Source organism: Martinezella rhizogenes, assembly GCF_007002745.1.
In the GTDB taxonomy this organism is placed as follows: domain Bacteria; phylum Pseudomonadota; class Alphaproteobacteria; order Rhizobiales; family Rhizobiaceae; genus Agrobacterium; species Agrobacterium cucumeris.
Genome location: NZ_SGNY01000002.1, coordinates 752,330 through 774,166, shown reverse-complemented (window position 1 = coordinate 774,166; position 21,837 = coordinate 752,330). Strand labels below are relative to the sequence as shown.

The following is a 21,837-nucleotide window of genomic DNA, read 5'->3' as shown; positions in this document are numbered from 1 at the left end:
ATCATGCCGCAGGCGCTTGCCATTCACAAGCGGTAAGGGCTTGGTTAAACTCGGGAATGCTGCAGGAGGAAGATTTGCGTATTTTGCTGGTCGAGGACAATCAGGTGCTGTCGGAAGGTCTTTCGGCGCTGCTGCGTGGCAGTGGCTATGCGGTGGACGTGGTTTCCGACGGTGCGTCCGCCGATGCGGCGATTGCGGCTGAAAGTTTCGATCTGGTCATTCTCGATCTCAACCTGCCGGAAATGGACGGCATCGAAGTGCTGCGCTCCATGCGTTCACGCCAGGACAAGGCGGCGGTGCTGATCCTGACGGCGCGCGGCACGCCGGAGGAAAAGGTCAAGGGGCTTGATCTCGGTGCCGACGACTACATGATCAAGCCGTTCGACATTACCGAATTCGAGGCAAGGGTGCGGGTGCTGCTGCGCCGCAATGCCGGCCTGCGCTCCTCGGCGCTCAGTTTCGGCAAGGTGCTGTTTGATCTCACATCGCGCACCTTTTCGGCCGATGGGCGTCCGCTCGATATTCCGGCACGCGAGGTGGCGCTGCTGGAAGTGCTGTTCATGCGGGCAGGCAAGGTGGTTGCCAAGGAGGCGATCGTACAGTCGCTGACCGGCTTCGACGACGATATTTCCGCCAATGCCATCGAGCAATATGTCAGCCGCCTGCGCAAGCGGCTTGCCCCCCATGGGCTGACGGTGAAGACGGCGCGCGGCATCGGTTATTATCTGGAAAAGCTGCCGGAGATGGCTGAATGAGACAGGCCGCCTATTCGCTCAGGCGGCGACTTCTAGGCTGGCTTCTCATTTCCACCGCCATCATCGGCTGTGTTGCGCTGACCGATACCTGGCGCGAGGCGGTCAACACCGCCAATGTCGTCTCCGACCGGGTGCTCTCAGGTTCGGCGCTCGCCATTGCCGAGCGGGTGGTGGTGGCCGAAGACGGCTCGCTGGAAGTCGACATTCCCTATGTCGCGCTGGAAATGTTGACATCTGCGGCGCAGGACCGGGTGTTTTACCGTGTCGACGGGCCGAACGGGCAATTCCTCACCGGTTACCAGAACCTGCCGACGGTGGAGAACACGAATGGTGATACGCCCGCCTATCGCGATGCGGTGTTTCGCGACGAGCCGATCCGCATCGCCGCTATCAGGCGTTTTGCCTCCACCGGCATCAATTCCGTGCCGTTTTCCGTAACGGTCGCCGAAACCACCATTGCCCGCAGCCAGCTGGCGCAGGCCATCATTCTGCGTTCGGCGCTGCGGCTGCTTTTGATGATCGTGGGGGCGGCGATCATCGTCTGGATTGCGGTGACGATTTCGCTGAGGCCGCTTTACCGGCTCAGTGAAGCCATTGCCGAGCGCAGCCCCAACGACCTGCACCCCATCCGTCAATCCGTGCCGGTGGAGGTGGAGAATCTGGTGGAAACCGTCAATTCCTTCATGGTGCGGCTGCAATCGGCGCTCGATGCGCTCCGGCATTTCACCGGCAATGCCAGCCACCAGCTGCGCACACCGCTTGCCATCATCAGCACCCAGCTAGCGCTTTCCGCTCGTGCCGGAAGTTTAGAGGAAGCACAGGCGGCGGCGCTGAAGGGCGGCGCGTCAGTGGCGCATGCCGAACATATCCTTGCCCAGCTTCTGCGCATGGCCAATATTGACGCCGCTGGCTCCAGCGAAAAACACGATTTTTCCGCGATAGACCTCGTGGCCGTTGCGCAGAACGTGACTGCCGATTTCGTGCCGCGCGCGGCCGACGCCGGCATTGATCTCGGTTTCGAGGGGGAGGGCGAGGCGACCATTCTTGCCGAGCCGCTCTTGATCGGTGAGCTGATCGGCAACCTCGTCTCCAATGCCATCAATTATGCCGGGCGTGGGGCGGAAGTCACCGTGCGTGTCGGCAGGGAGACGGGCACGGTCTGGCTGGAAGTTGAAGATAACGGCCCCGGTATTCCGCCTGAAAAACGGGCCATGGTACGCCAGCGCTTCGCCCGCGGCGAAGAAAACGCCGCCCCCGGCGCCGGCCTCGGCCTTGCCATCGTTGAGGAAATCGCCGGGCTGTTCGGCGGGCGGCTAACGCTGGAAGATGGCGCGGACGGGCGGGGCCTGAGGGCAAGAATACGCTTCGGGTGAGGCGGCGCATTCAAAACCGCCCCACTATGCCGTCCAATGGGACATCGGCTGGCGTTATTCGTTCATCTTGTCGATGATCTGCATCATGATGTCTGCGCAGGCCTTCATCGGCTCATCGTCAGCACATTTTACATCGATCTTGCGCTCGCCGTCTTCCAGGCGGAAATGAGCTGCCTTGGAGGGCGGCGGCATTCTCTTGCCGTGCGGACCATCCCGCCAACCCGCATGTTTCGGACCGTCAGGGCCGGGCGGCGGCGGGGGCGGTGCATCTGCCCTGGGGCCGGCGTCGGCTGCTCCCGGGGGTGGCGGAGGAGGCGGCTGTTGGGCAAAACTAGACCCTGCCGCGAAGAGAAACGCGGCGCCGGCAATGACCAGTTTTTTCATGTGAATGACCTCGCTGTTGGGCTACGGTCAAGAAACGGCTACATGAGTTGCTCGGTTGCCGGTCGGTGAAAATAATTCCGCATCGTTCAGTTCGGCTGTGCCGTTATCTCACCCCATCCGTTCCGAAGCATAACTTCCCGGGCTTGGCGGGAAGACCACGGTGCGGTTACCGTTGATGAAGGTGCGGTGGTGGATGTGGGCGTGGATGGCGCGGGCCAGTACCTGGCTTTCCACGTCACGGCCAAGCGAGACATAGTCTTCGGCCGATTGCGCGTGGGTGACGCGCACCGTGTCCTGTTCGATGATCGGGCCTTCGTCGAGATCGGCGGTGACGTAGTGCGCTGTCGCACCGATCAGCTTCACGCCGCGCTCATAGGCCTGCTTGTAGGGGTTGGCACCCTTGAAGGAGGGGAGGAAGGAGTGGTGGATGTTGATGATTTTGCCCGACATCTTGCGGCACAGGTCATCGGAGAGAACCTGCATGTAACGGGCCAGCACGACGAGTTCCGTGCCGCTGGTCTCGACCAGGTCCATAAGCTGTGCTTCGGCCTTCGGCTTGTTCTCCTTCGTCACCTTGATGTGGTGGAAGGGGATGTCGTGATTAACGACGACCTTCTGGTAATCGAAATGGTTGGAAACGACGCCGACGATGTCGATCGGCAGCGCACCGATCTTCCAGCGGTAGAGAAGGTCGTTGAGGCAATGGCCGAAACGCGACACCATCAGCAATGTCTTCATGCGCTGGCCATCCGGATAGATGTCCGCCTGCATGCCGAATTTCTCCGCGACCGGCTGAAAGCCCTCGGTGATGGCCTGCAGGGACGCGCCTTCTTCCGACATGAAGGAGACGCGCATGAAGAACTTGCCGGTTTCCAGATCGTCGAACTGCGAACTGTCGACGATGTTGCAGCCTTTTTCCGCCAGATAACCGGAAATCGCGGCGACGATGCCGCGGGTCGATTTGCAGGCCACTGTCAGAACATAGGATGTCATGCGTTTCCCCTCAAAGACGTCGCGCCGGCTTGAGCCGACGCGGTTTGGCGCGTTCCATAGCGCAGCTTTGCGGCAGAGCAAAGCGCCAAGACGAACGCAGCCAAAGTCATAAAACGGGAAAGGCACCCGCGCCGTGCCGGAAGCGACATGGAATGTTCCACGGCCAGCACGGCGGCGGCAGGCATTACAGTGGGGCCGTTACGGCCTCAGGCGCGGCGCAGGCGCATGGCCGTGCGGCCGCGGCCGTCGATCAGTTCAAGCGTGCCGCGGCGCGGCTCCAGCCTGAAGGAGCGCGCGCCTTCCAGCGCATCGATGAACTGCCGTTCCTGGCGCATGATATCGGGAGCGCAGGCCATCTGGGTGGAAATCATCCGGCCGAAATCGACGCGATTGCGGCTGATTTTCACTTCACCACCAATGCCGTTGCAGCCGGCATTGGCTGACACGCGGCCATCGCGGGAAATTTCAAGCGTCGCCTGGCGGCGGCCACGAACCCGCTCGCCTCTGATGTCCTGCACCAGCCAGCGCCCGTCAATGCCGGCTTCCGGTTCCGGCCTGCCCGGGCCGGCACCCACACGCTCCAGCACGAGGTCGGTATTATCCCGGCCGCCGGTCAATACCGAATAGCGCTGCGTGGTGGTGAAGAGCAGCCGGTCGCGGTCACGGATTTCGGCGCTCAGCGCATAGGAGCGGCGGCCCCTGATGTCGCGGTCGTCATAACGCAGCACAAAGGGTACCGGCACCTGGCCGCGTGGGCGGATGGTGGTTTCGGCAATGGTCTGCGACGGCGCATCCGCCAGCGAGACATCGATCAGGCGTACGGTCACGGTTGCGCCCGGCGGCAGGGCGATGCGCTCACGATAGGAGACGGTGCCGCGCAGGCTTGCCGGTGCGGCAGCCGCGCCGCCTGCCGCAAAAAGCGGGGCGAGCGCAACAAGCCCGGCAAAACTGCGGCGGGAAAGAAGAGGCTGGCGATCATTCATGGGGCTTGCTCCGTGCGGTTTCCGTTCGAATTTCAACGGATGATAGAAAACGGCACTGAACGGGCGATGAACCGATGGATGTTCCCCCAAATGCTCGAGGAGAGGTTCGGGGTGGGTGATGGCGTGTGCGATTGCGAGAGCCGAGGCATCTCCACCCTCATTCCTGTGCTTGTTACAGGAAACCAGCCCCCGCGCGTCCACGCGGCAGAGGAGTCTTTTCAGCCCAAGTCCTTGGGCTGACTAGATTCCTGTGACAAGCACAGGAATGAGGGCTAGGAGAGGTCGCCGCAGCCGTGGAAAGCAATTCCTCGGGGTGCAGCCTCCGGCTCACCTCAGCCGCGGAAACCGTCCCGCAATGCTTCGAACTTCGACAGTTGCTCGGCGCGCAATTCCTTGTTTTCGTCGCGGCGGACGAAAATCTTGAACATGGCGCCGCCGGCGGCATTCATGAACCAGACGGAACAGGAGCGGCGGCCGTGAAAACCGCGGTCGACGAAGGTTATGCCGGCGCAATTGTCCTTCTTGATGTGACCGCCGATCGGGCTGTCGCCATGGATGTTGAACCAGCCGTGGCTTTCACTGCCTTCCGGCAGGTGGCCGGGCACTTCCAGCACGATATCGCCGGTCTGCACGATCATGAGGACTTCGCCCCAGCCGCGCATCTCGTTCCAGATCGCGTCGAAACGGTCGGCGGCAGCGGAAACGGCGGCGCCTTGCGGCAGGATCGCCAGAATTTCGGCCGGCGTCACCTCGGCCTTGGCGGCGATGGCTTCGACGATGCCGTCGGGCTTTTCGGCAAGGGCTGCGGCGGCGCGGGCCTGCCGGTCATCGGTCTTTTGGGCTGCAATGCTCATCGGTTGCCTCAGGCAGCAATCGAACGGCGTTCGCCATTCTTGTCTTCATGGATGATGACGTCGAAGCCTTCGAAATGCGGGCCGGAGAGATATTCGACCTTGCCGCGGTTATCACCGGCCTTGGCGTGGGCGGCACGGAACTGTTCGGACTTCGTCCAGGCAAGGAAGTCGTCCTTGGTGGCCCACACGGTGTGCGAGGCATAAAGCGTGTGGTCGTCGGCCTTGGGGCCTTTCAGCATGTGGAATTCGATATAACCCTGCAATTCGCTGAGGTGCGATTTGCGTTCGCGCCAGATGGATTCGAAGGTTTCCTCGTAACCCGGCACGACGCGAAAACGGTTCATTGCGATAAACATGGAATTCTCCCTTTAAGTTTCCTGTTTCAGTCAGGATATCCAGCCGCGGCGACGTTGGGAAGAGGCTCACGACAAAGCGAACAAATTTACTCCACTTATTGATTGCGCGGCTCATAAACATGTGCAAAGAACTCAAGTTAAATGGTGCGGGCAAAGCCGCGCCCGCCCGTGTTTGTGTCGTGTTTCAGGATAACGCCATGTTGAATTTTCGCCTTCGTCCGCTTGTTTTCGCCGCACTCGTGCCCGCCGCAATCGCCTTTGCCGCGCCGGCTGCCATGGCTTCGGACAAGGGTAATCCGGAGGCGAAACGCATCGTCGCGGTGGGCGGTACGGTGACGGAAATCCTCTATGCGCTGGGTGCGCAGGACCGTATCGTGGCGCGCGACAGCACCAGCAGCTATCCGGCGGATGCGCTCTCCAAGCCTGACATCGGCTATATGCGGGCGTTGTCTTCGGAAGGCATTCTGTCGCAGAAACCGGATCTCATCCTCTCCGAAGACGGCTCCGGCCCGGCGGATGTCGTTGCTATTCTCAAGGCCAGTGCGGTGCCTTTCGTCACCGTCGATACGCCGCCAAGCGGCGATGCGATACCGAAGAAGATCGAGGATGTCGGCGCGGCCGTGGGGCTTTCCGACAAGGCGAAGGCGCTGGCGGCGGAGACCAGGGCCGGACTGGATGCGCTTGCCAAGGATGTTTCGGCGGTGCCTGAAAAGAGCAGGAAGCGTGTTCTTTTCGTGCTCTCCAGCGCCGGCGGCCGCGTCATGGCGGCGGGCAAGGATACGGAAGCCGCGGCGATCATCGAAATGGCCGGCGGTATTAATGCCGCTCAGGAAATCAGTGGCTACAAGCCGCTGACGGATGAGGCGGTCATTGCCGCCGCACCCGATGTGGTGCTGACGATGGCGCGCGGCGACCATGCCGCCAAGGCGGCCGAGATTTTTGCGCTGCCCGCCTTCCAGTCCACGCCGGCTGCGGCTTCAAAGGCGCTGATCAGCATGGACGGGCTTTATCTCATCGGTTTTGGTCCGCGTACGCCGGCCGCCGGACGTGAACTGGCAGCGAAGCTTTACCCGGAGGCGGTAAAGCCGTGAGCCTTGCTGCCTTGAGCTCCGCTGAGGGCAGGGTTGCCGGCGACAGATCCCGGCAGGGGGTCGTCACGCTTGCCGTGCTTGTCGGCATCCTGCTGTTTGCCTGTGGCGTGTCGCTTGTCAGTGGACCGACGGGCGTCGGCATTTCCGAGCTCTTCACCTATCTTACCGGCGGCGCGGCTGAGCTCGACGCGCGTGACAAAATCATTCTCGAAGCGGTGCGCCTGCCACGCACGGCGCTCGGCATGTTGATCGGCGCGGGGCTTGGCGTGTCCGGCGCGATGATGCAGGGGCTGTTCCGCAATCCGCTGGCAGATCCCGGCATTGTCGGTGTCACCTCGGGGGCAGCGCTGTTTGCGGTTGCAGCGATTTCTCTCGGGGAAGGCGCGCTTGCCACGGTTGCGGTGTTTTTCGGCCCGCATTTTCTGCCGCTGATGGCGTTTTTCGGCGGGCTACTGAACACCTGGGTGCTTTATCTGATCGCTACAAAGGATGGCGCCACCTCCACCACCACGCTCATTCTGGCCGGTATTGCGGTTGCGGCAATCAGCGGCGCACTGACCGGCCTGATGATTTTCGTCGCCGATGACCGGGCGCTGCGTGATATTACCTTCTGGTCGCTCGGCTCACTTGGTGGGGCAACTCCCGCCAAGGTGCTTGCCACCTTGCCCTTCATCATCGTCGTGCTGGCCATCATTCCCTTCGTCGCACGTGGGCTGGATGCGCTGATTCTGGGCGATGCCGCCGCCTTTCATATGGGCATTCCGGTGCAGCGGCTGAAGCGGATCGTCATCCTGGCCGTTGCTGCCGCCTGCGGGGCAAGTGTGGCGGCGGCCGGTTCCATCGGTTTCGTCGGCATCGTCGTGCCGCATCTTCTGCGTCTCGCCATCGGTCCGTCACATCGCTTCCTGCTGCCGGCCTCGGCGCTGGGCGGCGCCGCGCTTCTGCTCTTGGCGGACAGCTTCGCCCGCACGGTGGCGGCTCCGGCGGAACTGCCCATCGGTGTGGTGACCGCGCTGATCGGCGCGCCGGTCTTCCTGTTCCTGCTGCTGGGCCGCGGCGGTTTTTCCATGCGGAATGCGTCATGATCCGGGCCGAAAACATCACTCTCATCCGCTCCGGTCGCCGCTTGCTGGAAGACGTCAGCGTCGATCTGAAACCGGGCAAGGTCAATGTCATCATCGGCCCGAACGGTGCGGGTAAATCCACGCTGATGAAGGTTCTATGCGGTGAGCTGCATCCGGAACATGGTTCGGTGACCTATAACGACATCGCCCTGCCGCTGTTCAAGCCGGTCCAACTTGCCCGCCTGCGGGCCGTGCTGCCGCAGAATACCCAGCTTGCCTTTCCCTTTACCGCACTTGAAATCGTGCGCATGGGAGCGGTGGCGCAGGGATCACGCGCGCCGGAAGAACAGGCCCGCCGGGCGCTTGCCAAGGCGGGCTTGAGGGGCTTCGAGCAGCGCTCCTACAACATGCTGTCGGGCGGCGAGCAGCAGCGGGTGCAATTTGCCCGGGCCCTGGCGCAGGTGCCTTTTCCGGTGGAAAATGGCGAGGTGCGGGCGCTGTTTCTCGACGAGCCGACGGCAAGTCTCGATATCGGCCACCAGATCGCAGTCCTGGAAACCGCGCGCGATTTCGCGGCTGGTGGCGGTCTCGTGCTTGCCATCCTGCACGATCTCAACCTTGCGGCGGAGTTTGCCGATCAACTTATCGTCATGCATGGCGGCCGGGTGACGGCCAGTGGACCATCGCTGGAAACCATCAGCGACGAGACGATTGCGCGGGTCTATGGCATTGGCGGCGTGGTCGGCCGGCTGCCGGCGCGGCACATTCCTTATGTGTTGCCACAGTCGCGACACCGCTAGGGGAAACCCGCTCAGCTTTCCGGGCGCGTGGCGATGAACAGCGCCGAACCGAGCATGACGGCGGCAACGATGGCGGCGCGCATGAGCGGCGGGTCGCTCAGGAACCAGAAGGCGGCGTAACTCACCGTCATGGCCGACAAGGCTGCGATCTTGGCCTTGCGGGCGATTGCGCCACGTTCGCGCCAACGCCGAAGCGATGGGCCGAATCTGGGATGGCTGAGAAGCCATGCCTCGAGCTTGGGCGAAGAGCGGGAGAAGCACCACAGCGCCAGAAGCAGAAACGGCGTGGTGGGCAAAACGGGAAGAAACGCGCCGACAATGCCGGTCGCGACCATAAGCCAGCCAAGACAGAGGTACAGAAGGCGCATGGCTATGCCGGTATCATGACTTATCTACTCATGATAGAGCGGGTGCGAGAAAACCGCGAGCCTTGTTGCCGCAGGCCCTCGCCGCACCTTAAAAACCGGCGGTTTTTACCATCACATTTGCCGTGATCGGACTGTTACCTCCTGTCGCAGGACGCCTTTAGGGTTGAAAGCGGGGTGCACTGTCTTTATCCCCTTGGGCCGCGATGTCCGGAGCATAACCGGACCGTTAACAGGAAGAAGAAGGAAAACACCATGGCCAAGCTGATCCACTCGATGGTCCGGGTGCTGGACGAAAAGCGTTCGGTGGAATTTTACACGCAGGCTTTTGGGCTTGAGGTTGCGGAACGCGCCGAGTTCGAGAATTTTACGCTGATTTATCTCAGCAATGCCGAGGGCGATTTCGAGCTGGAGCTGACCGTCAACCGGGGTCGCGAAGTGCCCTATGCGCTGGGTGATGGCTATGGTCACCTTGCCGTCAGCGTTGCCGATGTGGATGCCGAACACCAGCGCTTCACCGAGATCGGGCTTTCGCCAGGCAAGATCATCGAAGCCGATTTTAAGGGCCAGCCTTTCGCGAAATACTTTTTCATCTGCGATCCGGATGGTTACAAGATTGAAGTGCTGCAGCGCGGCAACCGGTTCAAATAAGCACCATCATGGGAGAGACGGGCATGGCAGAGGCAGGCGTCAAACTCGAAGACAGCTGGAAACACGTTCTTTCCAGCGAATTCGCCAGCCCCTACATGCTGAAGCTGAAAGACTTCCTGCTTGCCGAAAAAACAGCCGGCAAGCGCATCTTTCCCAAGGGTGCCGAATATTTCCGGGCGCTGGATCTGACGCCGCTGGATGAGGTCAAGGTCGTCATTCTGGGACAGGACCCCTATCACGGGCTTGGCCAGGCGCACGGTCTGTGTTTTTCAGTGCAGCCCGGCGTGCGCATTCCGCCGTCGCTCGTCAATATCTACAAGGAATTGCAGGCCGATCTCGGCATCCGCCCGGTTGGTCACGGTTTTCTGGAAAGCTGGGCAAAACAGGGCGTGCTTTTGCTCAACAGCGTGCTGACGGTGGAAGAATCCCGCGCCGCCTCGCATCAGGGGCAGGGCTGGGAGAAATTCACCGACGCTGTCATCCGCGCCGTCAATGATGAATGCGATCACGTGGTCTTCCTGCTCTGGGGGTCCTACGCCCAGAAAAAGGCGGCCTTTGTGGATCAGCGCAAGCATCTGGTGCTGCGCTCGCCGCATCCGTCTCCGCTTTCGGCCCATAACGGCTTTTTCGGCAATGGCCATTTTTCCAAGGCCAACGCCTTTCTCGCCTCCCACGGTCGCCAGCCGATCGACTGGCAATTACCGGAAACGGTGTAAGCCATCCCTGCATGTACTTCCGTCATTCCGGCCTTGAGCCGGAATCCAGCCGACGCGCGTCTGTGCGGCGAGAAGAGTCCTTTCAGCCCAAAGACTTGGGCTGGCTGGATGCCGGATCAGGTCCGGCATGACGGGATTCAAAACCAAAATGTCTTTACAGCGCGGCAGCCTCCGGTCTAAAGAATACTAGACTACAAAGTGAAGGATTATGCCCGTGTCTCTCCTGTCTGCAGAAACCTCCGTCTCGCTGCCCGATCCGCTGTCGATCGTCGATGCTTTCGAGGATCATTTTTCCGAGCATATGGAGATGGAACGCGAAGGCCCGACGGTGCGCTTCAAGACCGAATATGGCCATGGCAGCTTCAGCGCCGAAGGTGGCCGGTTCGCCGCACGGGTCAACTGCATTTCCGAACATATACTGATGTCGGTAAAGGCCATGGTGGCCGAGCATATCGTCGAGTTTTCCGGCGAGACGGGGCTGGATTTCCGCTGGAGCGGCCATGGGGCCCATCAGCGTGAACTGCCCAATCTCTTCATCGGCAGGGTTGCCCGCGCCTATAACCTCACGCCGCATATGCGCCGGCTGGTCGTCTCCGTCGAAAGCGGCATCGAAAGACTGGTCACCGGCGGCATGCATGTGCGCCTGCTGCTGGTGCCGGACCAGGCCCGCGCGCCGGTCTGGCCCTATCTCGCGCCCACCGGCGCCATCGTCTGGCCGGCCGGTGACGACCTGTTGATGCGGCGGGTTTACACCATCCGTTCCGGCGATGTCGGTCGCGGCGAAGTGGATATCGATTTCGTCATGCATGAGGGTGATGACATGCCGGGCGCGACCTTCGGCGCGACGGCAAAGCCGGGTGATGTCCTCGGCATCATCGGCCCGAGCGGCACCTGCCCGGAGGCGGAGCGTTACGTCTTTGCCGGTGACGAGACCGCGCTGCCGGTGATGCTGCGCATGGCGGCCGAAATGCCTGCTGGCAAGAAGCTCCGCGTCTACGCTGAAATTGACGACGAGGCCGAGCGGCAGGAGATCGTCTGCGCGGCCGATGTCGAATGGACATGGCTTTATCGTCGCGGCAAGCCTGCCGGCACCTCCGGCCTCATCGAAAAGGCGCTGCGCGAGCATGCCTGGAGTGCGGACCATGACGGCCTGCATGTCTTCGTTGCCTGCGAAAAGTCCGAGGCAAGGGTGGCGAAATCCTTCCTGACCGATGAAATAGCCTTCCCCAAGGCGTCGCTGCGCGCTGTCGGTTACTGGACCATGGGCGCAGCCGACGATCATTGAGGTCTGCGGCATGGCAGCTTTGGCTGAACAGTAGATTTTATCGTTCACCAATCGGGAACAATCCGTTCCCGTCGTCCACTCTATGCCTGACGCGCCTATTACCCCATCTTTACGCCATGAACAGAGCGGGCCCGATTACGAGGCCTGCCAGGCGAAAAGGGGTTTATCATGCTCAACCAGATCAAGGGCCTGCACCACGTCACGTCAATGGCGGCCAGTGCGCGCCAGAACAACGGTTTTTTCACCGATACGCTCGGCCTGCGCCGGGTGAAGAAGACCGTCAATTTCGACGCACCTGACGTCTATCACCTCTATTATGGCGATGAGCTCGGCACGCCTGGCTCCGTCATGACCTATTTTCCGTTCCCGCATATCGCCCAGGGCCGTCCCGGCACCGGTGAAGTGGGCACGACGCTGTTTTCCGTTCCCGAGGGATCGCTCGGCTACTGGCAGGAGCGCCTTTCAAAGGCCGGTGTTGACGGCCTGAAGGCCGATGAGGCCTTCGGCAACAAGCGCCTGCATTTTGCCGGACCTGACGGAGACGGTTTCGCGCTGGTCGAGGTCAGAGATGATGCCCGCGCACAATGGACTGGCAACGGCGTTGGCGAAGATCAGGCGATCCATGGGTTTCAGGGCGCATCCCTGCGTCTTCGCGACGAGGGCGCAACCGCCGAGCTTTTGAAGTTCATGGGATATCAGGAAGTGGATCGTCAGGACGGTGTTTTGCGTCTTGGCATGCCCGGCGGCAATGGTGCCGACGTCATCGACATCGAAACCATGCCGAATATCTCCGGCGCCCGGCTGGGCGCAGGCTCCGTGCACCACATCGCCTTTGCGGTCGAAAACCGCGAAAAGCAGCTGGAGGTACGCAAGGCGCTGATGGATACCGGTTATCAGGTGACGCCTGTCATCGACCGGGACTATTTCTGGGCGATCTATTTCCGCACGCCGGGCGGTGTGTTGTTCGAAGTGGCCACCAACGAACCCGGTTTCGACCGTGACGAGGACACCGCTCATCTTGGCGAGGCGCTGAAGCTGCCGACCCAGCATGCGCATCTGCGCTCCGTGCTGGAAAAGCACCTGGAGCCGCTGGGTGATGAGAAGGCGGTTTAATCCGCTCTCACTTAACCCTCCATTGCGTTTGGCAGGACGTTGCCGCGTCTTTCTTCTCCCCGTTCGGGGAGGAGGTGGCCTGAAGGGTCGGATGAGGGGGAACCCCCCGCGGTTTATCTCCCGCCGCGCTCCCTCAACCCGCTACCGCGACCTTCTCCCTGGCGGGGAGGAGAAACCGGCGGCAAGCCTCTTGCTCCACATGCGATCGCGCTGCCCGGAAACTGAAAAAGCCACGGGTATCGCTGAACCTTCTCCTTCCAGAAAGGATTATCCGATGAACACGGACACCTATTTCCACAAATCCCGCGCCGGTGCCGCCGGTGCGCCGCTTTTCCTGGTGCTGCATGGCACGGGTGGCGATGAAAACCAGTTCTTCGACTTTGGCTCCCGTCTTTTGCCGCAGGCCACCGTCCTCTCACCCGTCGGCGATGTTTCCGAACATGGCGCGGCGCGTTTCTTCCGGCGCACGGGCGAGGGCGTTTACGACATGGCCGATCTTGCCCGGGCAACCGAGAAGCTGGCGGATTTCGTCAAGGCAAACCGCGAACATTACCAGTCCGGACCAATCATCGGCCTCGGCTTTTCAAACGGCGCGAATATTCTCGCCAATGTGCTGATCGAACAGCCCGAGCTTTTCGATGCCGCAGTGCTGATGCATCCGCTGATCCCGTTCGAGCCGAAGATTTCCCCGGCAAAACCCACACGCCGGGTGTTGATCACGGCGGGAGAGCGGGATCCGATCTGCCCGGTGCCGCTGACGACAGCGCTGGAAAAGAACCTTCAGGCGCAGGGTGGAACCGTGGAGACGGTATGGCATCCGGGCGGGCATGAAATTCGCTCCAGCGAGATCGATGCCGTGCGGGAATTTCTCTCGGTTTACGGGGAATAACGCTGTCTTCCGTCATGCCGGCCTTGAGCCGGTATCCAGCCGCGGCGCGTCTGCGTCGTGGGAAGAGTCTTTCGTGATCAAGGACTTGATCGCACTGGACCCCGGATTTAGTTCGGGGTGACGGGTGCGGATGAGGTGCATTCGCCCAAACTCAACGTCACCTTCGGGTCAAGCCCGAGAATGACGGAGGAGGTGTTTCGCAGTTCCATCATGTCCCTAGATCAGCCTCGTCCCGCCCAGCCTCAGCGATATCCGCATTGCTGCAGCTGCGCCTCATAACGCAGCGCCATGTTGGCGGAGCGGCGCGCGGCCTTCTGGACGGCGGAATTGTTGCGCCAGCTGCCCTTGGCATAACCGGCATGGCCGGAATAATAGGCGAGGTAGAGATTATAGGGGTCGTTCAGCGAAATGCCGTTTTCGCGGCGGCTCTTGGCGTGATACCAGCCGACAAAGTGGATGGCATCGGTGAAATCGGTACGGCTGGCGCCCCGGCGGCCGGTTTCGCGCTGGTAGACACTCCATGTGCCATCCAGTGCCTGGGCATAACCATAAGCGCTGGACTGGCGCGTCCAGGGAATGAAGCCCAGGAGCTTGGTGCGCGGCGGCCGTGCATAGGGACGGAAGGCGGATTCGGTGTAGATCGTCGCCATCATCACAGGCACGGGCACGCCGAACTCCCGTTCGGCCGCTTTCGCATCACGTCGCCAGTTATTGAAGATGCCGTTCCGCTGTTCGAAAATCGCACAGGCATTGGTGACCTGCGACGGTGCGGTGGCACAACCGGCCAGAACGAGCATCAGAAAAACTACGGCAAATACGCCACGCATAACGGAACCCTTTCGTTCCGCTATTCTTAAATTGCTAACCATTAACGTCGGGTTTTAAGACAAGGTTAATTCAAATGCTGCCGATCAGGGACCTGTTAACCCGCTGAAAATTCCTGTGTCCGGGATGGGGCGAAAACGTGCGTTGCACTTCTGCCGCGCGCCTTTTTTGGGATGCATTTATCCCCGCGCGTCCCCGTCTCGGCCGATCAGGCTATAATCGCCTCATCCCGATCATCGAGCGTGCGCGCGGCGCAAGATGGGCGGGGCAGGCGGCCAAAACCGGGGAGTTTCCCGATGTCACGGTTAAGGCGGCCGGCATATGTTCGTCCTCCAAACAGGAACCGGTTTGGCGGGCGGATCATATGTTGAAACCGGGCCGCATCGCCTGCAAAACCTTCCATACCATTTATATCCCCGCAGCGATGCGGCCCATTTATCGCCCCTCAACGCTGCTTCCGAATTCGGGGCGGTGATATCGGCGCATATTTGAATAAAAAGCGGTCGCTGTACAAAAATGAAAACCGATAAAATTGTAGCAATCGGCTTAAAGCGGTCGAAAACAGTCCTGTGCCATTGTGGGATCACAGACGGAGAGCGCCTTTGAAAAGAGACGTTCCCACAAGACAGAAATCGAGACCGGCACAAGCCGGCGGATCGCCAAACGGGGTATGAAATGTTGAAGAAGATTATTGCTGCTGCCATCTGCGGAATTGTCGTTGCTTCCATGTCCACCCATGCCGATGCGGCGGGTGCTGCCGGGTTTGCCCGTGGTTTTGCCGCTGTCGAAAAGAGTGCGGTGACCGAGATCGGTATCTCGGCGCCGGGCGGTTTTGATGGCTGTGTTCTTTCCGCCGGCCAATGTGTTTCGACGATTGCCGCGCCGCTCAACGGCGAGCGTCGTGAGGAACTGTTGCGCATCAACCGCGATGTGAACGCCACCATGGGCGCGCTCGATGATTATTTTTCCGGCTTCGCAACCGATGTCCCGGCGACCCCTTCGTCAAGCCTTGGCGATTGCGGTGATTGCGCCGCCATCAAGCGCACGGCGCTGGCCGGTGCCGGCTGGTCTTCGAGCGCCCTGCGCCTTGCCTTTTCGCTGAACAATGATGGATCGCTCGAAAAAGTGCTGATCGTCACCACCGATAAGGGCGATATCGTCCTCGGCAATGCCGTCTTTTCTCCGGCCGAGCGCGAAACCGCGCTTTAAGCCCATCTTTCATGCCTGCCAGACTGCGCCGGTTTTCCTGACCCCATTGGTTCAGGAAGCCGGCGATTTTTTTCGTTCTGCGACGGCAATGCCGGCCAGCGCCATGACGAGTGCCATGATCTGGTAGGTGTGCAGGGTTTCGCTGAGGACGACAACGGACAGCAAGGTGCCAAAGACCGGCACGAGGTTGATGAAGAGGCCGGCGCGGTTGGCGCCGATCTGCTCCACGCCCTTGATGTACAGGATCTGCGCGATGAGTGACGCAAAAATGGCGGCATAGACCACCAGAACCCAGCCCTTCTGATCCGGCCAGATGACGCTGTCGCGCGACATTTCCCAGAAGACCAGCGGCACCGAGGTGATGAGGGCGAAGAAGGCGGGGATGGCCATCAGCGTGCGCCAGTCTACGGCCGGTTTCCAGCGCAGGATGACGGTGTAGATGGCATAGACCAGCACGGCGAGCAGCATGACGGCGTCGCCGACATTCATTTCCAGCTGCAGCAGCGAGACCGGGTCGCCATGCGAGGCTAGCAGCGCCACGCCTGATATGGTGAGACAGAAGCCGACGATCTGGCCGAACAGCACGCGGGTGCGGAACAGGATGAAGTTCAGGACGAAGATGACCATGGGAATGCCGGCCTGAATGACGGCGGCATTGATGGCCGAGGTGTGCTGCAGGGCCGTGTAGAGAAACACGTTGAAGGCGGTGTAACCGACGCTGCCGAGCACGAAGAAATAGGGCAGGCGCTTTTTCACCACCGGCCAGTCCTTGATCAGCTGCGGCACGGAAATGGCGAAGATGATGGCGACGGCGAAGACCCAGCGCAGGGAGGTGAAGGCCATGGGGCTGATGTGGCCGACGGCGAGCTTGCCGGCAACCGTGTTGCCGCCCCAGCAGAGCGTGGCGATGATGAGGGCGATATAGGCTTTGGAGGGCACGCTGATGTTTCGCTTCTTCACGGGGCGGGAAAAACGGCAAAGGGGTGAATGGCGGTCTTGCGCCCGCGCCTGGCCCCCACGGGGCGAGATAATGCGGGAAATCCACGCCTTGTCACGGAAAAAGCAAAATTCTCCATAAGAAACAGGGTCGCTTTCCGTAAAACAACACAGTATACATTCGCGGGTTTGGGTTTCCCATCGGGTTATCGGGCGCGCAAGCGCCATGAGCAGGAAAGCAAGAAATGACGAATGTTGTGGTGGTCGGCTCGCAATGGGGCGACGAAGGCAAAGGCAAGATTGTCGACTGGCTGTCCGAGCGGGCAGATGTCGTCGTGCGGTATCAGGGCGGCCATAATGCCGGCCATACGCTTGTCATCGATGGCATCAGCTACAAGCTTTCGCTTCTGCCGTCCGGCGTCGTGCGTCCCGGCAAGCTTGCGGTCATCGGCAATGGCGTTGTGGTCGATCCGCATGCGCTGATCGCTGAAATCGGCCGTCTGGAAGCGCAGGGCGTCAAGGTCACGCCGGAAAACCTGCGTATCGCCGACAATGCCACGCTTATTCTTTCGCTGCACCGTGAACTGGACGGCATGCGCGAAGACGCCGCCTCCAACAGCGGCACCAAGATCGGCACCACCCGTCGCGGCATCGGCCCGGCTTACGAAGACAAGGTTGGCCGCCGCGCCATCCGCGTCATGGATCTGGCCGACATGGAGGCGCTTTCCGCCAAGGTTGACCGTATCCTCACGCATCATAATGCCCTTCGCCGTGGTTTCGGCGCGGCCGAGGTTTCGCATGAGACGATCATGGAAGAGCTGGGTTCGATTGCCGAGCGCATCCTACCGTTCAGCGAAACCGTCTGGCTGCTGCTCGACAAGAAGCGTCGCGCCGGTGCGCGCATCCTGTTTGAGGGCGCTCAGGGCTCGCTGCTCGATATCGACCACGGCACCTATCCTTACGTGACCTCTTCCAACACGGTTGCCGGCCAGGCCGCCGCCGGTTCCGGCATGGGTCCGGGTTCACTGGGTTACATTCTCGGCATCACCAAGGCTTACACCACCCGCGTTGGCGAAGGTCCGTTCCCGACCGAGCTGAATGACGAGATCGGCCAGTTCCTGGGCGAAAAGGGTCATGAATTCGGCACCGTCACCGGCCGCAAGCGCCGCTGCGGCTGGTTTGACGCCGCACTGGTGCGCCAGTCGGTCGCCACCAACGGCATTACCGGCATCGCACTCACCAAGCTTGACGTGCTTGATGGTCTCGACGAGCTGAAAATCTGCGTCGGCTACAAGCTTGACGGGCAGGAAATCGACCATCTTCCGGCCAGCCAGGGCGCGCAAGCGCGTGTCGAGCCGATCTACATCACGCTGGAAGGCTGGAAGGAATCTACCGTCGGTGCCCGAAAATGGGCGGATTTGCCTGCTCAGGCAATCAAATATGTCCGTCAGGTCGAGGAATTGATCGGGGCGCCTGTCGCACTTCTGTCGACAAGTCCGGAGCGTGACGACACCATACTTGTGACTGATCCGTTTGAGGATTAATGTCCTCGGCGATCTAGATTCATAAACCATATCGGGCCGGTACGTCGCCGGTCACGACGAGAAAGTGCTTATGGCGGATTTTGTAGCAGTCATTCGCAAGGCCGTGGATGGCTTGGCGAACAATACTCCCGAAAACCGGGCGAAGGTTTACGACAAGGCGCGCAGTGCGGTTGTGCGCCAACTCGAGAATATGAAGCCACGTCCGCCGGAAGAATTGTTGCGCCGGCAGATCGCCAAGCTGGACGCCGCCATTGCCGAGGTGGACAGCGAGTATGCGGAGGCGCTTCCGGCGCTGGAGGAGGATGATGCATTCTCTTCCACCGCCGAAGAGGCCGCAGCACCTTACCATCAGCACGATATCGACGAGGATCGCGCGGCCCATGCCGCCGAGCCTGTCGAGGCGGAAGAACCCGCCTCGACCGAAGTAGTACAGCCTGAGCCGGCTTATGAAGAACCCGCCGTCGAGGAAGAGCCGCGCCACGAGACGCCGGTTTCCGCCGCCGCCGAGCAGGATGAGCAGGTTTATGAGGAACAGCGCGAAGAAGAGCGCGAGCCGGAAGAGCTCTATGAAGCGCCCGCTCCGGTAACGCCCGCCGTTGCCGATGAAACGCACGGAACCTATTTCACTCGTGCGGAGGAAGAGCCGGCCTATCGCTCGGCTGACGAGCACGACCGTGAATTCGAGACCGCGCCGCGTGAAGAAGACACGTCCGTTCCCGCCCATTGGGCAAAGCCTGTGGATGAGGACGACTGGCGCAAGCTGGAAGAGGCGCAGGCCGACGATGTGCGCCCCGCTGACGACTATGCCGACGTGCGTGCCGAGACGGACGAGCGCCCGCTGGTCGCCGGTTATGCCGCGCAGCATTATCAGGACCCGGCGGTGAATTTCGAGCCGGAAAAGCGCGATGAGGATGACCGCTTCGGCCATGCGGCGGTTGATCACGATCCGGTCTTCGGCCAGCAGGATGAATTTTCCGAACCGCGCCCGACGGACGATACGACCCCGAAAAAGTCTGCCGTTGTTGAAGATTTCTCGTCCTACTTCCAGGACACCGAGATTGCCATTCCGGCCAAGGACGCGCCGGCTCTGCCGCGCGCCGACAATGATCCCTTCGGTGATCAGGCACCGGCCAAGGACAACAAGGAACGCACCCCCTGGGACGATCTGGACGAGCTGATCGGTTACGACGGCGCGTCGTCTTCCAGCCGGGCAACTGCGGACGATACGCCCGCCGTGGGCGCAGGTGCCGCGACGCCCGCTTACATGGTCAAGAAGAAGCCGCGCCGCAACTATGCGTCGCTGGTGCTTGCCCTTGTTGGTGCCGGGCTTCTGGCAGGTGGCGGTTATGCGCTGTGGATGAACCGCGATGCCCTGAACGACATGGTCGGCGGGCTGGTGCAATCGGCACAGAATGGTGGCCAGACCCAGACGCCTCCGGCCACTACTCCGACAGGTGAGGCGCAGACATCGACGCCGCCCGCAACCCAGCAGCCGCCCGCCGCCGGGCAGCAGCCGGCAAACCACCAGACGCCGACGCATGGCGACGATGGTTCCGTGACCGGCACGAAGTTCACCCAGCGGCTTCTGGCTGACGGGACCGAGCGTGACGAGGGACCGGCGCCGGGTGCAAACGGCCAGCCGGTTACGGCAGAAGGCCAGTCGGTTTACGAACAGAACGTTGCGCCGCCGCCTGCGGGTGAGGCTCCTGCCAATCCTGCGGGCGCGCCTGCGGGAACCCCCGCTGGCACGCCGCCGGCACAGCAGCCTGCTGCTGCCGCCACCGGCGATCGCATGTTCCTTTACGAGGAAGTGCTGGGCCAGACGGTTCCGACAGCCATTCAGGGCAGCGTTTCCTGGTCGCTGCAGCAGGAAAATGACGCGGAAGGCAAGCCGTCTCCGACCGTTCAGGGCCAGATTACGGTTCCCGGCCGTGGCTTGAGTGCGCTTATTACCTTCAAGCGCAACACCGATCCGTCGCTGCCGGCCAGCCACCTGATCGAAATCGTCTTCTCGGTTTCGCCAGGCTTTGAAGGCGGAGCGATTGACAGCGTCCAGCGTATCGCGATGAAGAGCACCGAGCAGGATCGCGGCAATGCCCTGATCGCGGTTCCGGCCAAGATCACCGACGATTTCCACATGATCGCGCTCAACGACTTTCCGGATGCGATGAAGACCAATCTGGAGCTGCTGAAAAGCCGCAACTGGATCGATATTCCGGTCTCCTATCGCAACGGTCGCCGCGCGCTGCTGACCCTGCAAAAGGGCAATGACGGCATCGCCGCCTTCGACAAGGCGCTCAGCGAATGGGCGGCGGCGGCACCTGCTGCCGGCGGTCAGTGATGATCCGGGGGCTTGCCGAGAGCTGGCCCCCTCATCGCCTCGCTTGCGCTCCGGCACTTCTCCCCGACGGGGAGAAGAAACTGCCGCGCCCGATTGCGCGCTTCAGACATAATCCCTGAGATTTGATACGGAGTGAGATGCCGCCGCAAATTCTTCTCCCCGTCGGGGAGAAGTGCCGGAGCGCAAGCGAGGCGATGAGGGGGCAACGCTCAAGGGTTTCCCGCAACCATGCGTCTGGCAAACAAAAAGCCCGCAAATCTTGCAATCTGCGGGCTTCATATTGATTAGCGTTTCAAGGACCGTTTACGCATCCACCACGCGCAATGCGCGTGCGGCTTCCAGCGCTTCCTTCTGCACCGCTTCCTGCACCTTCTCGAAGGCGCGAACCTCGATCTGGCGGACGCGTTCGCGGCTGATGTCGAACTCGGAGGAGAGTTCCTCCAGCGTCACCGGGTCTTCGGCAAGCCGGCGGGCCTCGAAGATGCGGCGCTCACGGTCGTTCAGCACGCCCATGGCCTTGGCCAGCATGCGGCGGCGGGTTTCCAACTCGTCCTGCTCGATCAGCACGGCTTCCTGGCTTTCATGGTCATCCACCAGCCAGTCCTGCCATTGGCCGGACTCACCCTCGGAGGCCTTGATCGGCGCATTCAGCGATGCGTCGCCATGCAGGCGGCGGTTCATCGAGATGACTTCTTCTTCCGACACCTGCAGTTTGGTGGCGATTTCCTTGACGTGTTCCGGCTTCAGATCGCCATCGTCAATCGCCTGGATACGGCCCTTCAGCCGGCGCAGGTTAAAGAACAGGCGCTTCTGGTTTGCGGTCGTACCCATCTTCACCAGCGACCACGAACGCAGGATATATTCCTGGATCGAAGCCTTGATCCACCACATGGCATAGGTGGCCAGACGGAAACCGCGTTCCGGATCGAACTTCTTCACCGCTTGCATCAGGCCGACATTGCCTTCGGACACGACTTCGCCGATCGGCAGGCCGTAGCCGCGATAACCCATGGCAATCTTGGCAACGAGACGCAGATGGCTGGTGACGAGCTTATGGGCGGCGTCGCGGTCGCCATGCTCGGCATAACGCTTGCCAAGCATGTACTCTTCCTGCGGCTCCAGCATCGGAAATTTACGGATGTCGTCGAGATATCTATTGAGACCGGCTTCACCGGCCGTAATCGTAGGCAAACTATTGCGGGCCATAAAGCACCCCCTTATCTATGGTCTGGAACGGCACCCTCTCTGGCGTGGCAAAATCACCCGCCCGAGGCATGCCGTAAGCTGCGGGTCGTTACCGACCCCGCACG

The 21,837-nt window shown here is 61.3% G+C and carries 22 protein-coding genes; 13 read left to right on the top strand and 9 right to left on the bottom strand.

The features are described 5' to 3' along the window. Positions 1–74 precede the first annotated feature (74 nt). Together EXN68_RS09470 and EXN68_RS09465 are read left to right on the top strand one after the other, a co-directional pair. Complete coding sequence (locus tag EXN68_RS09470; RefSeq protein ID WP_010972345.1) at positions 75–755, top strand: response regulator; 681 nt, start codon at positions 75–77, stop codon at positions 753–755. Beyond that, positions 752–2,128, top strand: a complete 1,377-nt coding sequence (locus tag EXN68_RS09465) for a sensor histidine kinase (protein WP_142840559.1) — start codon at positions 752–754, stop codon at positions 2,126–2,128. The genes EXN68_RS09470 and EXN68_RS09465 overlap by 4 nt, the downstream gene beginning before the upstream one ends. Positions 2,129–2,182: 54 nt before the next feature. Here EXN68_RS09465 and EXN68_RS28120 read toward each other — a convergent pair whose 3' ends face one another. The 5 genes from EXN68_RS28120 to hmuQ all read right to left on the bottom strand — a co-directional run bounded on the left by EXN68_RS28120 (position 2,183) and on the right by hmuQ (position 5,698). After that, the gene (locus EXN68_RS28120; RefSeq protein WP_309546933.1) at positions 2,183–2,320 is read right to left on the bottom strand and encodes a hypothetical protein; all 138 of its coding nucleotides are present in this window, start codon (positions 2,318–2,320) and stop codon (positions 2,183–2,185) included. Between the two features lie 300 nt (positions 2,321–2,620). Next, positions 2,621–3,505, bottom strand: a complete 885-nt coding sequence (purU, locus tag EXN68_RS09455) for a formyltetrahydrofolate deformylase (protein ID WP_142840557.1) — start codon at positions 3,503–3,505, stop codon at positions 2,621–2,623. 206 nt (positions 3,506–3,711) lie between these two features. Next, positions 3,712–4,488 (bottom strand): YbaY family lipoprotein, encoded by a 777-nt coding sequence (locus EXN68_RS09445; RefSeq protein ID WP_142840556.1) that lies wholly within the window; start codon positions 4,486–4,488, stop codon positions 3,712–3,714. A gap of 332 nt (positions 4,489–4,820) precedes the next feature. Next, a complete protein-coding gene (hutX, locus tag EXN68_RS09440; protein WP_142840555.1) occupies positions 4,821–5,342 on the bottom strand; it encodes a heme utilization cystosolic carrier protein HutX in 522 nt (173 codons plus the stop codon). 8 nt (positions 5,343–5,350) lie between these two features. Continuing rightward, positions 5,351–5,698 carry a heme-degrading protein HmuQ gene (gene hmuQ / locus EXN68_RS09435; protein WP_142840554.1) on the bottom strand — a complete coding sequence of 116 codons (348 nt, stop codon included), beginning with the start codon at positions 5,696–5,698 and terminating at the stop codon, positions 5,351–5,353. Between the two features lie 197 nt (positions 5,699–5,895). On the opposite strand from hmuQ, the gene EXN68_RS09430 reads away from it, so the two are divergent. Genes EXN68_RS09430 through EXN68_RS09420 form a run of 3 tightly spaced genes read left to right on the top strand, consistent with a single transcriptional unit; the run spans position 5,896 to position 8,653 of the window. After that, positions 5,896–6,789 carry a heme/hemin ABC transporter substrate-binding protein gene (locus EXN68_RS09430; RefSeq protein ID WP_142840553.1) on the top strand — a complete coding sequence of 298 codons (894 nt, stop codon included), beginning with the start codon at positions 5,896–5,898 and terminating at the stop codon, positions 6,787–6,789. After that, entirely contained in the window at positions 6,786–7,874 is a 1,089-nt protein-coding gene (locus tag EXN68_RS09425) for a FecCD family ABC transporter permease (protein WP_142840552.1), read from the top strand. The genes EXN68_RS09430 and EXN68_RS09425 overlap by 4 nt, the downstream gene beginning before the upstream one ends. Then, positions 7,871–8,653: a heme ABC transporter ATP-binding protein gene (locus EXN68_RS09420; protein ID WP_142840551.1), complete on the top strand. Its 783-nt coding sequence runs from the start codon at positions 7,871–7,873 to the stop codon at positions 8,651–8,653. The genes EXN68_RS09425 and EXN68_RS09420 overlap by 4 nt, the downstream gene beginning before the upstream one ends. 11 nt (positions 8,654–8,664) lie before the next feature. Here EXN68_RS09420 and EXN68_RS09415 read toward each other — a convergent pair whose 3' ends face one another. Next, a complete protein-coding gene (locus tag EXN68_RS09415) occupies positions 8,665–9,021 on the bottom strand; it encodes a YbaN family protein (protein WP_142840550.1) in 357 nt (118 codons plus the stop codon). Positions 9,022–9,273: 252 nt separating this feature from the next. Here EXN68_RS09415 and EXN68_RS09410 point away from each other — a divergent pair, with 252 nt between their 5' ends. From EXN68_RS09410 to EXN68_RS09390, 5 genes are all read left to right on the top strand, one after another. Beyond that, entirely contained in the window at positions 9,274–9,669 is a 396-nt protein-coding gene (locus EXN68_RS09410) for a VOC family protein (RefSeq protein WP_142840549.1), read from the top strand. A 23-nt stretch (positions 9,670–9,692) separates the two neighbouring features. Next, positions 9,693–10,385 carry a uracil-DNA glycosylase gene (ung, locus tag EXN68_RS09405; protein ID WP_142840548.1) on the top strand — a complete coding sequence of 231 codons (693 nt, stop codon included), beginning with the start codon at positions 9,693–9,695 and terminating at the stop codon, positions 10,383–10,385. Between the two features lie 208 nt (positions 10,386–10,593). Continuing rightward, positions 10,594–11,670 carry a DUF2218 domain-containing protein gene (locus tag EXN68_RS09400; RefSeq protein WP_142840547.1) on the top strand — a complete coding sequence of 359 codons (1,077 nt, stop codon included), beginning with the start codon at positions 10,594–10,596 and terminating at the stop codon, positions 11,668–11,670. 168 nt (positions 11,671–11,838) lie between these two features. After that, positions 11,839–12,783 carry a VOC family protein gene (locus EXN68_RS09395; RefSeq protein WP_142840546.1) on the top strand — a complete coding sequence of 315 codons (945 nt, stop codon included), beginning with the start codon at positions 11,839–11,841 and terminating at the stop codon, positions 12,781–12,783. A gap of 274 nt (positions 12,784–13,057) precedes the next feature. Beyond that, positions 13,058–13,672 carry an alpha/beta hydrolase gene (locus EXN68_RS09390; RefSeq protein ID WP_142840545.1) on the top strand — a complete coding sequence of 205 codons (615 nt, stop codon included), beginning with the start codon at positions 13,058–13,060 and terminating at the stop codon, positions 13,670–13,672. Positions 13,673–13,914: 242 nt separating this feature from the next. On the opposite strand, the gene EXN68_RS09385 is transcribed toward EXN68_RS09390, so the two are convergent. Continuing rightward, positions 13,915–14,499 carry a transglycosylase SLT domain-containing protein gene (locus tag EXN68_RS09385; RefSeq protein WP_046801507.1) on the bottom strand — a complete coding sequence of 195 codons (585 nt, stop codon included), beginning with the start codon at positions 14,497–14,499 and terminating at the stop codon, positions 13,915–13,917. Between the two features lie 673 nt (positions 14,500–15,172). On the opposite strand from EXN68_RS09385, the gene EXN68_RS09375 reads away from it, so the two are divergent. Further along, the gene (locus EXN68_RS09375; RefSeq protein WP_142840544.1) at positions 15,173–15,706 is read left to right on the top strand and encodes a transglutaminase-like cysteine peptidase; all 534 of its coding nucleotides are present in this window, start codon (positions 15,173–15,175) and stop codon (positions 15,704–15,706) included. Positions 15,707–15,757: 51 nt separating this feature from the next. On the opposite strand, the gene EXN68_RS09370 is transcribed toward EXN68_RS09375, so the two are convergent. Then, complete coding sequence (locus EXN68_RS09370; RefSeq protein ID WP_193559510.1) at positions 15,758–16,645, bottom strand: DMT family transporter; 888 nt, start codon at positions 16,643–16,645, stop codon at positions 15,758–15,760. Positions 16,646–16,887: 242 nt separating this feature from the next. Here EXN68_RS09370 and EXN68_RS09365 point away from each other — a divergent pair, with 242 nt between their 5' ends. Together EXN68_RS09365 and EXN68_RS09360 are read left to right on the top strand one after the other, a co-directional pair. After that, the gene (locus EXN68_RS09365) at positions 16,888–18,186 is read left to right on the top strand and encodes an adenylosuccinate synthase (RefSeq protein WP_065114076.1); all 1,299 of its coding nucleotides are present in this window, start codon (positions 16,888–16,890) and stop codon (positions 18,184–18,186) included. Positions 18,187–18,256: 70 nt separating this feature from the next. Further along, positions 18,257–20,527, top strand: coding sequence for a hypothetical protein (locus EXN68_RS09360; RefSeq protein WP_161991264.1), 2,271 nt, complete (start codon positions 18,257–18,259; stop codon positions 20,525–20,527). Between the two features lie 303 nt (positions 20,528–20,830). Here the strand turns inward: EXN68_RS09360 and rpoH are convergent, their stop codons facing one another. Further along, on the bottom strand, positions 20,831–21,733 hold the full coding sequence (rpoH, locus tag EXN68_RS09355) for an RNA polymerase sigma factor RpoH (protein WP_142840541.1): 903 nt from the start codon (positions 21,731–21,733) through the stop codon (positions 20,831–20,833). Positions 21,734–21,837: the final 104 nt, after the last annotated feature.

Excerpts from the sequence above, each read along its gene's own strand:
- EXN68_RS09465 (WP_142840559.1), top strand. The coding sequence starts at position 752 with ATGAGACAGGCCGCCTATTCGCTCAGGCGGCGACTTCTAGGCTGGCTT.
- EXN68_RS28120 (WP_309546933.1), bottom strand. The coding sequence starts at position 2,320 with ATGCCGCCGCCCTCCAAGGCAGCTCATTTCCGCCTGGAAGACGGCGAG.
- purU (WP_142840557.1), bottom strand. The coding sequence starts at position 3,505 with ATGACATCCTATGTTCTGACAGTGGCCTGCAAATCGACCCGCGGCATC.
- EXN68_RS09445 (WP_142840556.1), bottom strand. The coding sequence starts at position 4,488 with ATGAATGATCGCCAGCCTCTTCTTTCCCGCCGCAGTTTTGCCGGGCTT.
- hutX (WP_142840555.1), bottom strand. The coding sequence starts at position 5,342 with ATGAGCATTGCAGCCCAAAAGACCGATGACCGGCAGGCCCGCGCCGCC.
- hmuQ (WP_142840554.1), bottom strand. The coding sequence starts at position 5,698 with ATGTTTATCGCAATGAACCGTTTTCGCGTCGTGCCGGGTTACGAGGAA.
- EXN68_RS09430 (WP_142840553.1), top strand. The coding sequence starts at position 5,896 with ATGTTGAATTTTCGCCTTCGTCCGCTTGTTTTCGCCGCACTCGTGCCC.
- EXN68_RS09420 (WP_142840551.1), top strand. The coding sequence starts at position 7,871 with ATGATCCGGGCCGAAAACATCACTCTCATCCGCTCCGGTCGCCGCTTG.
- EXN68_RS09415 (WP_142840550.1), bottom strand. The coding sequence starts at position 9,021 with ATGCGCCTTCTGTACCTCTGTCTTGGCTGGCTTATGGTCGCGACCGGC.
- EXN68_RS09410 (WP_142840549.1), top strand. The coding sequence starts at position 9,274 with ATGGCCAAGCTGATCCACTCGATGGTCCGGGTGCTGGACGAAAAGCGT.
- ung (WP_142840548.1), top strand. The coding sequence starts at position 9,693 with ATGGCAGAGGCAGGCGTCAAACTCGAAGACAGCTGGAAACACGTTCTT.
- EXN68_RS09400 (WP_142840547.1), top strand. The coding sequence starts at position 10,594 with ATGCCCGTGTCTCTCCTGTCTGCAGAAACCTCCGTCTCGCTGCCCGAT.
- EXN68_RS09395 (WP_142840546.1), top strand. The coding sequence starts at position 11,839 with ATGCTCAACCAGATCAAGGGCCTGCACCACGTCACGTCAATGGCGGCC.
- EXN68_RS09390 (WP_142840545.1), top strand. The coding sequence starts at position 13,058 with ATGAACACGGACACCTATTTCCACAAATCCCGCGCCGGTGCCGCCGGT.
- EXN68_RS09385 (WP_046801507.1), bottom strand. The coding sequence starts at position 14,499 with ATGCGTGGCGTATTTGCCGTAGTTTTTCTGATGCTCGTTCTGGCCGGT.
- EXN68_RS09375 (WP_142840544.1), top strand. The coding sequence starts at position 15,173 with ATGTTGAAGAAGATTATTGCTGCTGCCATCTGCGGAATTGTCGTTGCT.
- EXN68_RS09365 (WP_065114076.1), top strand. The coding sequence starts at position 16,888 with ATGACGAATGTTGTGGTGGTCGGCTCGCAATGGGGCGACGAAGGCAAA.
- EXN68_RS09360 (WP_161991264.1), top strand. The coding sequence starts at position 18,257 with ATGGCGGATTTTGTAGCAGTCATTCGCAAGGCCGTGGATGGCTTGGCG.
- rpoH (WP_142840541.1), bottom strand. The coding sequence starts at position 21,733 with ATGGCCCGCAATAGTTTGCCTACGATTACGGCCGGTGAAGCCGGTCTC.